This is a genomic window from Dyadobacter sp. CY327 (assembly GCF_021390415.1).
Lineage (GTDB): Bacteria > Bacteroidota > Bacteroidia > Cytophagales > Spirosomataceae > Dyadobacter > Dyadobacter chenhuakuii.
Genome location: NZ_JAJUXJ010000001.1, coordinates 1,914,847 through 1,927,123 on the forward strand (window position 1 = coordinate 1,914,847; position 12,277 = coordinate 1,927,123).

Below are 12,277 nucleotides of genomic sequence, written 5' to 3' on the forward strand. Positions count from 1 at the left end.
CTACTAACGGTTTTCGATCGTTTTGGAAAATGGGTTCCCGGCATTTGGCGCAATTTTTATATCTCTTGTTATATAAAATCTTTCTCATCAAAAGTTACCGGAATTGGATAAGGTTAAAGTCGCGGCGCTGCTCATTATTCTTTATGTGGCGGCGGGCCATCGTGCTGAGGCACAGGAGGGCTGGTTTAAAAGATTTGTACAAAAAACCGTTTCTGATACAACCGCTCCCGGCGAATCCAGCTTTCGGATCTATCCTACATTGGGCTACTCGCCCGAAACCAGTTTTGAATTCGGATTGTCCTCCTTGCTGATCTTTCAGGCTAAAAAAGACACACTCAACCGGTTAAGTGAAGTGCAGGCTTTCACTTTTGTCACGTTGGAAGCACAATACGGCATCTGGCTTGATAATGCCATTTATGGAGACAAAGACAACTGGTTTTTCCTTGGCAGAACGCGTTTCCAGCGTTTCCCGCTGCTTTATTACGGCATAGGACCCGAAACAGTGGGTAAGGACCCGGCGCTGATCGACGCGAATTACATTCTTTTTAAACAAAGAGTGCTAAGAAAAATAAAGCCCAACTTCTTCGCCGGGCCTGAAATTGATTACCAGCAACTATATAACACAGATTTTGAACAACCTGATAATCACACCTATGACAAGCCGCTGGGCAGTGACGGGACGCGAAATATAGGGCTGGGCGGCGCCTTGGTTTACGACAACCGGCACAATGTGCTCAATGTTCGCAAAGGATTTTTCGGCGAAATATCATTTTTGAAATACAGCCCGGCACTGGGAAGTAACTTTAATTTTCAGGGCGTTAATCTGGATGTGCGTTCATCACACCCCGTGAGCGCGCGCAATGTGCTGGCTTGGCAGGTTTTGGGCAATTTTTATTCGGGTAATGTTCCGTTCAACCAGCTTGCGTTGATGGGCGGCGAAATGATCATGCGGGGTTACTACTATGGCCGTTACCGGGATAAAAATATGATTGCAGGCCAGGTGGAGCACCGTTGGCTGCCATTTGGGTTTAGCAAGCGTTTCGGTGCAGTTGCTTTTGCCGGCACTGCCGTTGTAGCGCCTAAGCTCAATGCATTCACATTCAAACACGTGAGGGCCTCTGGTGGTGTAGGCTTGCGTTATTTGCTTTTTCCCAAAAAGGACATTTTCCTCCGGCTGGACGTTGGTTTTACCAAAGACGGGCCAGGATTTTATTTGTTTACAGGGGAAGCCTTTTAATGTTATTTCAAAATCAATCCCTGTGCTTGTAAGTGAAAGCCACGATGAACAAAAGCACGCCCACAAAGCCCAATGCGATGGATAGGGAGGTGAATTCGGCTATAAAACCGATCAATGCGGGACCAGCCAATTGTCCTGCGTAGCCTAATGTTGTCACAGCAGGAAGCGAAACGGACGGTGGTACATTGGGAAAACGACCAGCGGCTGTAAAGAAAATCGGGACGACATTAGCGGCACCCAGACCAACCAGAACAAAGCCGGCCAATGCAGCTGGCGCCCAGGGCACTGCTACTGCGAGCAGGAAACCAGCTCCCGCCAGAAATGTTCCGTAAAACACAACCTTGGAAGGTCCGAGCTTGTGGATCAGGTTATCGCCGGTTAAGCGCATAATGGCCATGGCAACTGAAAATACGGCATAACCAACGCCGGAGAGGGAAGGATCAAAGTCCCGGGAAAACTGTAAAAATACCGCGCTCCAGTCCAGCAACGAACCTTCCGCCAGGAATAGGATAAAGCACATAAGTCCCAGCACAAGCACAGGGCCTTTTGGAAGAATAAAACTCGCTTTGTCGATTTTTGCTTCTTCGGAATGGGGGAGTAGGTATTTGAACTGTGTGGCTGCGATAATAACCAGTAATGCGGATATGCTCACCGCCGCAACCGTGGGAGAAAGTCCGGCCTTGATAAGGAAACCGAGCCCGATGGAACCCAGCAAGCCGCCTACACTGAACATTCCGTGAAAAGATGACATAATGTGACTTCCGTGTTTTTCCTGGACCAAAACGGCCTGCGCGTTCATAGCCACATCAACAGAGCCGATACCCGCTCCAAAGACAAATAATGCTGCCGCAAGTTCGTAAGGTGTGCTGGCCAGTAAGAGCAAGGGCAAGAATATAGCGATAATAAGCGCAGAGAGAAGAGAGATCCGGCGGCTACCGTATTTATTGATTAAAATTCCGGTTATAGGCATTGTCAGAATCGCTCCTGCTCCCAATGCTAACAGTACGACGCCTAAATCAGCCTCACTGAGCCCTAATGCAAGTTTAGCGAAAGGCACCATCGGGGCCCAGCTGGATAACCCGATGCCGCAGACCAGGAAAATGAGTAATACCGCTTTTCTTGCAGCGCTTATTTTTGCTTTTTCTTGCATAAAAGGACTAATACAAAGGATTATGATGCAATAATATGCAACATTAATGAGATAACTAAATTAAATGTTGCAAAAAACTGCAAAATGTTTGCGTTATAGCATTTGGGTTAAAAAAAAACTATCCGGCTTTGATGAGCCCGGATAGTTTTTGATATGCTAATGTAAGTGACTTATCAGATATTTTTCTTCTTCGATTCTTTCACAGCGAAATCAACCGCGCGGGCCGTTAATGCCATGTAAGTCAGCGAAGGGTTAACACAGGAAGCCGAAGTCATGGCTGCCCCGTCGGTAACAAACACGTTTTTAACGGAATGCAATTGGTTGTTTCCATTCAAAACCGAAGTTTTAGGGTCACGGCCCATTCTGGCTGTTCCCATTTCGTGAATGGCCATGCCCAGATACGAACCGTTATCATGCGTCTTCACATTTTTCAGACCTGATTTTTCGAGCATTTCGGCTGCGTCATTCATCATGTCCACGCGCATTTTCTTCTCGTTTTCACGCAGTTCTGCATCGAATACGACCGCAGGCATGCCGAATTTATCCTTATTGTCTTTGTTCAGATACATGTAGTTTTCGTGGTAAGGCAATGTTTCGCCAAAACCGCCGAAGCCCATTGTCCAGTTGCCCGGAGTTGTCAGTTCTTCTTTAAAGTCAGCACCGAAAGCAAGTTCGGCTACATTGCGCTGCCATCCCTGACGGCCACCGCCACCCTGGTAACCAAATCCGCGCAGATAATCCCTTTTATCAGAACCAATGTTGCGGTAACGGGGAACGTAGATGCCATTGGCACGGCGTCCGAAATAATATTTATCCAAATCACCCTCCCAAACGCCACTGGCGCCTGTTCTGAAATGGTGATCCATCAAGTTATGTCCAAGCTCACCCGAATCATTGCCCATTCCGTTCGGGAAACGGTCCGAGGTTGAGTTGAGCAACACAGCTGTTGAACCCAGCGCGCTGGCGCAAACGAAGATCAGTCCTGCGAAATACTCCTTTTCCTGCAATGTTACCGAATCCACTACTTTTACACCTGTGGCTTTACTCGATTTTGCGTCATAAGTAATTTCCCGCACCACCGAATCCGGGCGCAAGGTTAGCAAGCCGGTTTTTACTGCTGGCGGAAGCGTGCTGGACTGCGTACTGAAATAAGCGCCGTAAGGACAGCCTAGTGAGCATTTGTTACGATACTGGCATGGAGAACGGCCTCCTTCAAGCTGGATTTTGGTAGGCTGTGAAAGGTTAGCAACGCGGCCAATGGTCATTGTGCGGCCGGGGAATTGCTTTTCAAGTCTTTTTCTGACTTCCTTTTCAACGAAATACATGTCCATAGGCGGAATGAAATCGCTGTCCGGCAACTGAGGAAGCCCCAGTTTTTCGCCTGAAATCCCAACATGCTTTTCAACATAAGAGTACCAGGGCGCTATATCTTTATAACGGATCGGCCAGTCGACTGCGATGCCGTCCTTTAAATTTGCTTCAAAATCAATGTCGCTTAACCTGTACGACTGCCTTCCCCACATGATCGATTTCCCGCCAACAATGTTGGGACGGAACCAGTCGAATCTTTTCTTTTCTTCATAAGGCGAGTCCATATCATTCATCCAGTATTTTTCCGTCATTTCATTATACGGATAATCGCGGGAGAGGAATGGGTGCGTTTCTTTTTGCTTTACCGTCAACCGGCCGTTGTATTGCGTTTCCCAGGGCGCTTTCAGGGCGTTTTCGTAGCCGGTAACGTGTTCCAGGTTTTTGCCTTTTTCGAGCATCAGCACTTTCAGCCCTTTTTCTGTCAGCTCTTTTGCTGCCCAGCCACCGGATACGCCGGAACCGATCACGATTGCGTCGTAGGTAATTTCTTTTACTGCGTCAATATTTAAATTCGCCATTATAAGGGATATTATTAATGATTTGGTCAGGGATAGTCATTTATAGCGCCCAGCTTTTCTGGCCTTTTGGCATCGGCCAGCTGCCGTCGAAGCGTCCCGGGATCGGCAAATAATCCAGTGCCTGCGTTGCGCCGATTTCCGAAGTGAAATAACCGGTTACGGTCAAACCTTTCATTTGCAGGAAAAATGGTTTATCCGAAACCGTCGTGCGTTTGATAATGTCATTTTTCTGCGTTGCATCGAGGGCCGAAAACCCTTTGCTGTACACTTCTTTGCTTTGCGCATCTATTTTATCCAGTCCTGAATAGAATTTCTTTTGATCCGCCATTTCGTAGCAGTCGCGCATGATCCTGGTGATAAACTTGTCTGCGCCCGCCGCCTTGGCCCCCGGCGTTCCGGTGGTTGGGATGATTGTATCTGCAACATCGGCCAAAAGTGCTTCCTGTTCGGCAGATATATCCAGTGAAGGGCCAAAGTTCAGTTTTTCACCCATGATACCTGCCATTAAAGGGGCGGAGAGTGTGCCTCCAAGCAGGAAGGTTATTTTTTGAACAGCTTCTCTACGGTTCATTAGTCAAGGATTTAAGTCGGGAATGGAATTAATTAAAATTAACCTTTAAATATAACAACCTGTCTAGAATTTTTGCCATTTAAGGCCAAAATTTTCCGTAAATTAACTCAGGTCCACCGATTAATCATCGCATTTGTCTTGGTCGCCTCCAACCTGCCATATTTGATCAATATTCTGAACCAAAGCTTAGGCATTCGTCAGATTCTTCGATCTGGCGGATAAGTTTAAAGGTTAAGTAATAGAGGAACGTTGAGTAAATAATGCGGATAACTTTCCTGATTTTCAGGAAAGTTATTTTTTTCTAAAGTAGACGGTAAGCCTGAACGGCGTATTCAATGTATCAAACCATGTTTTCAAACCTAGCTAATAATCGACTTGCCAGATGCCTTAAAATGCATCTGTTTTTTAAGAGGTGACCCAAGGGTCATGACAGTGTGTGTATAGTGAAAGTGGCAGGGAATTTCCCTGCCACTTTTTTGTTTGATCCAATAAAAATCCGCTCTGAATGATTGAAATTATTTGGCGGGAGTAATCACAATATTTCTGTATTCCACCGGGCCATGATCGCCCTGGATGTAAAGCGGGCCTGGCTCTCCTTCGTTGCTGTCCAGCGCCCCACCTGTGATGCCGGGAATTTCCTGATTGGTGATCACGGTTTTGCCGTTGGTAACCAGTGTCAGCATGCGGCCAACCAGTGTAATATCAAACGACTGCCATTCGCCCGGATCTTTGGCGATCATTTCGCTTGGAACCAGGAAGCCGTAAACAGCACCCAACTGGTCCAGAGATGGCTCCATGCCTTTGCTGTCGGTAACCTGCACCTCATAACGGCCTCTCAGATACACGCCGCTGTTGCTTCCTTTTGGAATGCGGAATTCTACATGCAATTTAAAATCATTAAATTTCTGATCTGTAATAAGGTTAGCACCGGATTTCGGGCTGCGTAAAATGCCGTTTTCAGCGATCCACTGATTCTCACCTGCAGCATGCCATCCTTTTATCTCATTTCCGCCGGTCAGCTTGATCGGCGTGCCCCACACGGGTGCCGCTGTCCTGCGTAATGACGGTGCGCGAACGCCGGTGTAATTGTATTTTTTACCATCGGGTGTGCTTACACTTCCTGCGATCTTTTCTCCTGTCAGCGTTCCTTCGAGCTTCAAATTGCCATCGCCTTTTTCCCATTGAGGTGGGATTTCAAAGCTAAACTGGCCGTCCTTAAAGATGACTTCTGAAATAGGGCGGGCACTTCCCGAGACGCTTGTAAACTGGCCAATCAATGTATGGTTGCCTGAATGGCGCACTTCCAGCCATGATGGGGCCTTTTTACCATCCATATCTACGGTAATGTCCCAGCGGCCTTCGATAGGCGCAGGGGCAGGGGCTGAGGGGTTCGGATTTGCTTGGTTTGCGAAAGCGCCTGGCAATAATGCGAATGCAAAAAGACAGGTTTGTATTAATTTTTTCATGTTTTTGATAAAAAGTTAAGGGTGACAATTTAAATATAAAATTCGACAAAAGACTCCGCTAACGCACAGCCTGTGACCATCGCTGCCACATGGATTAAAAACTTTGCAAAATAGCGGATATGTTGGCTAACTTTGAAAGGATACGAAATGTAAAATAAGGATGGACAATACTGAGGCGGCCCTGCTATCAAACATTGAAAATATAAAAAAATCGGGATCGTATCTACCATTCCATCCCTGCAGTTAAGCAATTAGGGCAATGTTCTAGCTTTGTTAATAGTTAAATTCCATCGTATAGGGAGTGAAAGCCGGGCTTTTGGATCCGACGCTGACTTTGCTTGGATAGCCATTTGCAGCGTATTCATATTTGTAATCAATAGAATAAATCGGGCCATTGGCATCGCTTACGGTCTCTTTCACCACATTGTTCGGGTTCATTGCATGTGCAGCCAGCTGCCCGGTCCGGTCCAGGCCAAGCTTAAAGAACGGGTTCGGGTGATTATCAAATTCGTATTCGACATAGTTGCCGGGAGCAGTTTGTTCGGCATATTTGACCCAGCTTTTGGCGATATTGTGCTGCCCATTCCGGATGTAGAATATTGAAAAATCGTTGGCTGTGTTGGTCTTCTCGGTAAATTCCTGGCGCGTGATAAAACCTGCTTTATTAATTGCATAGGTTCTGTAAAAAATTTCCAGGAAGATCAGGTTCTCTTCCGTCACTTCCCGCAATGAATCATTATCAGGCTTATTGAACCGGATCGAATACGCAGGTTTGAAAACATCGGAAACGGTTTGGGCTTCGCTGTTCCAAGCCGCGGAGACTACATCGTAAGACTCTGTAACCCCCGCGTTCCTTATGAAATTGCCGCTTTGATAATGCCCCGGAACATTAAAAAACAGGAACTTTTTTTGTTCGCTAAGCAAATCTCCCTCATAAATGTATTCCGCAGCCAGCTTGCCGTTATACAGCAGCTCTTTCAATTTTACATCTACGGGCGGCGAACCAAAAGGCGCCTGCTGCTTCGCCAGCACCGCAGGGTCGGGGTAGGGCGTGGGCTGGTTTTTATCATCGTTACAGGATCCCAGTGCAAGCAAGAAAAGAAACGCCAGATGTTTTTTCATGAATGGAATGTTTAAGATTGAACCGGGCTGCAACGACTGCCGCTATTTCCGTTGCTGAGATAAAAATGTGATCAGCGAAGCAAATTCCTCGTAAGAAAGCTCATTAGCAAGCCCCGGAGGCATCATTGACGTCTCCATTTCTTTCCGCGAAATGATATCGGATGCCTTTATAACCGTTACTTGTCCGGTAATGTCACGGATCACGACCTTCTCCGCAGATTCTTCGGAAACGAATCCCATGTAAGTCTTATCCCCTTTTGCATTGATCAACACCGTGGCAAATCCCTGAGAAATTGATGCATTGGGCTTCAAAATGGATTCGGCGATTTGTTCGCGGTTCATAATGGAGCCGATCTGGCCCATAAATGGTCCTTTCATGACTTCGCCTTTGCTGAGGCTATGGCATGCAATACATCCCTGCTTGGTGAAAAGCTGTTTTCCCAACGCAGGATTACCTTCGATTTTGGCAATCGCCAGCATGACGTCTTCAATGGAAGATTCGCCCACCTGCCCTTTTTTATTTCGGATTTTATTTAAATCGATTTTCACTTCTTCTTTGGCAGCAACCACTTCTTCACCGCCGAATTCGGTGATTCCCATGCGCAGTTTACCATTCAGGTCGGCAAAGCGCTGCTTTCCGTTTTCATCCGTTTTTTTCCATTCCTCCATCAAAAATCCTTTGATCGAATCCGACGATTCCCATGTAACGGCCTTATAGTAAGGGCCGTGCGTATCAGGGCGGGTGCTCCACCACCAGGAGCCGTCATAAGGTGCTTCTTTTTTGTAAAGCCTTGCTAATGTGGACATTATCTGGTTTTTAGATGCATCGTCTTTCGCTTGTCCGTAAGCCGAAACCAGCCCTGATACTGCTTTGGGATCATGCATGTAACGCAGTGCCCATAGCGCGAGCGTGGCATTTTCTGTTCCGATGGCTTTCACGCATGCATCCACAGCATTGAGCGCAACAAGTGCTCTTACGGCAATGTGCGGGGCTATAATGGGTGAGTTTGGCGTTGCGTGCGGTCCTTCTGTTCCTTTGGCAGGTGATACGAATGATGCAGGCACCTTAACTTTCAGCAATGCGTCTGCCGTTTCAGGGCGGCCCAACCGGCCTAATCCTACCGTCGATACAAGCTGGACGCGCGGAGATCCGTCTTGCAAACCTTTCAGAAACGGCTCAACAGGGACATTGGAAACATTTTTCAGGCGATCGGCCAATGCGCGGAGGGCAAATTCCCTCACATCAATATCTTCGGTGAGCTTAACGAGGTTATCCTGGCCGGAAGTGCCTGCAACCTGGGCGTATGTGAAAATCCCGGCAACACGGGCGTAAAGCGGAAGTTTTTTGTTCGTGGCAATGGCTAAGGACGCTTTTCCGGCATCTTTTGCTTTCCGGGTAAGCAGCTCCTGCTGCGCAGCAAGGCGTTGCACAGCGCTTGGATTCGTCAGCAATGCAGCCAGGTCTTTTACAGAGGATTTTTTAAGGTCGGCAAAAGGCTTGTACTGCCAAGTTTTGGGCACCGCCCGAACCACAAAACCTTTGCCCGGATTCCCCGAATAACCCGCGCCATCCCAGGCGGATAAGTAAACGCTTCCTGCCGCATCGATATCAATATCTGTAATCTGTGCAAGCTTGATGAATTCCTCTTCTTTCTGCGTGAACGTGGGCCCGTCGGGTGTCACCCTGTGAATGTAAAGCTGGTTTCTGCCCCAGTCGGCCATCATAGGCACCTGATTGTATTTTGCGGGCCAGTTGGGATCATCCATAAACAAGGACCCCGTTCCCGAGCCACCGCCTACATCGACGAGCGCAGGAATAATTTCTTCCGTAAAATGCTTGAAGAGAACAGGATAGCCATATTCACCTGATTGTATCTGATGGCTAAACCGAATGTTCCAGCCGCCTCCGTCATTGGTGTTGTCTCTTGTAAAAATATTCATATAAGGGTCAATCGCCACATCGTAAATGTTGCGCATGCCGTGAGTGAAAACCTCCATCTCAGTCCCGTCGGGTCTGACGCGTACGATTCCGCCACCCAGTTGGGTCAGCTTTTTGCCCGACCTGTCGACGGCGTCATGAAAACCAAAATCACCTACAGCAATGTAAATCCAGCCATCGATCCCCATCCGGATCCCGTTTGTTGAATGATCCGTTCCGCGGCTTTGGAGGAATTTTGGTGAGCTTATGCTTTGGATCAAAGGCGAAGGGCCTCCGTCGGCCACGCCATCCCGGTTTTTATCTTCAAAAACGACCAGGTCCATCCCCGATGCCTTTTGAGTTTCTTTTGAAAAAGTGGTGTGCAAAACATACACGCGATCACCCATAGCAATGATCCCACGCGGATTGTCGACCTCTGCGAATGTGGTATTTTTATCAACTTTCCCATCATGATCCGTATCGACCAAGCGCACAATGCGTCCTTTTCCGGGCGTTTTCCCCAGTGATCCGATCATGTCAACGCCCACAAAAACTTCTCCGCTGGCTGCAACAGCAAGGCAGGCCGGACTTGGCGTAAGGTCTGACCCCGCAAAATGAGTAACATTCAGCTCGGCAGGCCAGGCAGCTGCATTGGGAAGAGAATCCGCTGTTACAGAGCGGGTTGAACTGTTAACGGATGCAGAACGGTCGATCGCTGCATTATTCCAGTAAAGGATCAGGAAGGCAGTTACGAGACTCAGAGTAATCTTTAACATAATTGGATTTCAGAAAAACAATTCACCTTGTTTCAGATGAAAAAAATGGATACAAACTCAACTTAATAAATGGGATATTCGGAAATAACTACTCAAAAAAGCCTCAATTCATTTGGGACGTCTACTTCGCAACAAAGCGGGCAAATTTCATAAAAAGGTCGGGTAATGCCTCGTGCTGTCCGTGCAGGATCGTAAAATAGAAGTAGCGCTCAATGTTCAGCCCTTCCACATCCACAATGCGGCATTCCTTGCTTTGCAGCTCTTTCAGCACGGCATGAACAGATAGTAACGCCATGGAATCCGAATGCAGCATATATAGTTTCATGCTTTCGCTGCTGCCCAGCTGCATTTCAATGTTCAGTTCGGCAATGCTGACGCCAATCGTCTTTAACGCATGGGCGATCACTTCCAATGTCCCCGAACCGGGTTCGCGCATAAGTAACGGGATGGTTTTGAGCTTTTCGGGTGAAACGGTGCCGGTCATGGCAGTCGGATTTTTACTGGCGGCCACGAGAACAATTTCGTCCTTTAAAAACTCGATATACTTTATAGCAGCGTTTTTGGAAAAACCTTCAATCACGCCCAGGTCAATCTCTTTGTTTTGCAGGGCTTGCTCAATCTCTTCGGTATTTTTAATGGTGAGCGTTACCTGAATGTTGTGAAACTTCCTGTGAAAAGCCGCCAGGATAGGAGGGAGAATGTATTGCGCGGCCGTGGTGCTGGCGCCGAGCCGCAGCTTTCCGCCCTGGCGCTGTGCAAGGTTGTTGATCTCAAACTCAATGTTCCGGTAAATCTCAAAGATCTGTTCGCTATGGTGCAGGAGAATTTCACCGGCCTGGGTAAGCTTCACACGTGAGCCGTTACGCTCAAAAAGCTTGGTATTCAGCTGATTTTCAAGCTCGTGAATGTGCTTTGTTACGGCTGGTTGTGTGATATAAAGCTCCGCAGCCGCTTTTGTAAAGTTGAGCCGGCGGGCGACCGTGTTAAAAACCTGTAACCGAAAATCGAAGACCATGCTGCAAGTTCGCTGTTAAAATTACAAATTCAAAGACAGCAAAGATGCTTCATTCTAGGCATGTGCCGCATTGAAAGGTGTTGATTGTTTGGTTAAAACATTGCAAAAAATAAGCAATTGTCGTAATTGCAGTAACCTTAATCTAACCTGCGACCATGGCCAAAAAAACAGATCAAGAACCGAAAGCGAAACCTGTAAAATTAAGCGACGCAGCGCAGGTGGAGGCGTATATGGAGCAGTTGGAGCATCCGTTGAAAGCGGAAATCGAAGCGGTCCGCAACATTATAAAAAACGCTGATCCTGAAATCAAAGAAAGGATTAAATGGAATGCGCCAAGCTATTATACATCGGCCGATCTGCTTACATTTAATCATAGACTGCAAACAAAAGTCCATTTGATCTTTCATCACATTGCCATTGTACAAATTAAGTCAGCACTTCTGGAAGGGGATTACAAAGATCGGAGAATGATGTACTTTACTGATATGGCCGATGTGGAGGCGAAAAAAGGTGATTTGGAGGAAATTTTGAAAACTTACACAAAGCTTGTCGGCTAGCAATGTTTTGCTGTATTTTGATACAAAGGAAAAAATGAACCCCGACGCTGGATCGGGGTTATGGTCAACTTTTTTAAGGTCTGCTTCTTCTCTTGGTCGTGTCGGGCATTGCGGCACCACCGCTTCGGATCGTTTTCTTATTGCGTTTTACTGAATAAGATGTCGTGGTATCGGCATCGGGGCGACCGGTGCTGCTTCTTCCATTGATCGTCCCGTTTGTGCTCACGGTTCCGTTATCATTAAGGATAGGCCCGCTCTCGGCGTTGGACGAATCCTTTACGATCGCGGAGACATCGGATGTGTCTGTCGAAGAGCTCAGCCTCGAAGATTTTTTCTGGAATGTTCGCTCAGAGCGTTTTGACTCCGTTTTGTTATCCCGCGATTGTGAAAAAGCAATCGTTGGTGCAGTTAACACCATCAAAATCATTAATATTTTTAACCGTCTCATGCGCTTGGTCGTTTGGGTTGCCAGTTTGTTTAATATTAAGGGAAGTATCAAATACCGTTCCAACCTGAGCGGATGTGAGTAAAGCCTCCTTCTGATGGCGCAGGTGATGGCTGAAATGGACTTGTTTA

General features: G+C 47.2%; 10 protein-coding genes. 2 read left to right on the forward strand and 8 right to left on the reverse strand.

All coding sequences use genetic code 11. The features are described from left to right. Positions 1 to 103: 103 nt before the first annotated feature. Positions 104 to 1,237, forward strand: a complete 1,134-nt coding sequence (locus LZG74_RS08000) for a BamA/TamA family outer membrane protein (RefSeq protein ID WP_233796036.1) — start codon at positions 104 to 106, stop codon at positions 1,235 to 1,237. 13 nt (positions 1,238 to 1,250) lie between these two features. On the opposite strand, the gene LZG74_RS08005 is transcribed toward LZG74_RS08000, so the two are convergent. From LZG74_RS08005 to LZG74_RS08035, 7 genes are all read right to left on the reverse strand, one after another. After that, a complete protein-coding gene (locus LZG74_RS08005) occupies positions 1,251 to 2,387 on the reverse strand; it encodes an MFS transporter (RefSeq protein WP_026630378.1) in 1,137 nt (378 codons plus the stop codon). A 173-nt stretch (positions 2,388 to 2,560) separates the two neighbouring features. Further along, complete coding sequence (locus LZG74_RS08010) at positions 2,561 to 4,276, reverse strand: GMC oxidoreductase (RefSeq protein WP_026630377.1); 1,716 nt, start codon at positions 4,274 to 4,276, stop codon at positions 2,561 to 2,563. A gap of 40 nt (positions 4,277 to 4,316) precedes the next feature. Continuing rightward, positions 4,317 to 4,847, reverse strand: a complete 531-nt coding sequence (locus LZG74_RS08015; RefSeq protein ID WP_026630376.1) for a gluconate 2-dehydrogenase subunit 3 family protein — start codon at positions 4,845 to 4,847, stop codon at positions 4,317 to 4,319. Between the two features lie 515 nt (positions 4,848 to 5,362). Then, a complete protein-coding gene (locus LZG74_RS08020) occupies positions 5,363 to 6,313 on the reverse strand; it encodes a DUF1080 domain-containing protein (RefSeq protein ID WP_233796037.1) in 951 nt (316 codons plus the stop codon). Between the two features lie 273 nt (positions 6,314 to 6,586). Beyond that, positions 6,587 to 7,435, reverse strand: coding sequence for a hypothetical protein (locus LZG74_RS08025; protein ID WP_233796038.1), 849 nt, complete (start codon positions 7,433 to 7,435; stop codon positions 6,587 to 6,589). 42 nt (positions 7,436 to 7,477) lie between these two features. Continuing rightward, the gene (locus tag LZG74_RS08030) at positions 7,478 to 10,129 is read right to left on the reverse strand and encodes a c-type cytochrome (RefSeq protein WP_233796039.1); all 2,652 of its coding nucleotides are present in this window, start codon (positions 10,127 to 10,129) and stop codon (positions 7,478 to 7,480) included. 121 nt (positions 10,130 to 10,250) lie between these two features. After that, on the reverse strand, positions 10,251 to 11,144 hold the full coding sequence (locus LZG74_RS08035) for a LysR substrate-binding domain-containing protein (RefSeq protein WP_026630372.1): 894 nt from the start codon (positions 11,142 to 11,144) through the stop codon (positions 10,251 to 10,253). Positions 11,145 to 11,299: 155 nt separating this feature from the next. On the opposite strand from LZG74_RS08035, the gene LZG74_RS08040 reads away from it, so the two are divergent. Further along, on the forward strand, positions 11,300 to 11,701 hold the full coding sequence (locus LZG74_RS08040) for a DUF1801 domain-containing protein (RefSeq protein WP_233796040.1): 402 nt from the start codon (positions 11,300 to 11,302) through the stop codon (positions 11,699 to 11,701). A gap of 73 nt (positions 11,702 to 11,774) precedes the next feature. On the opposite strand, the gene LZG74_RS08045 is transcribed toward LZG74_RS08040, so the two are convergent. Continuing rightward, complete coding sequence (locus LZG74_RS08045; RefSeq protein ID WP_233796041.1) at positions 11,775 to 12,149, reverse strand: hypothetical protein; 375 nt, start codon at positions 12,147 to 12,149, stop codon at positions 11,775 to 11,777. Positions 12,150 to 12,277 lie beyond the last annotated feature (128 nt).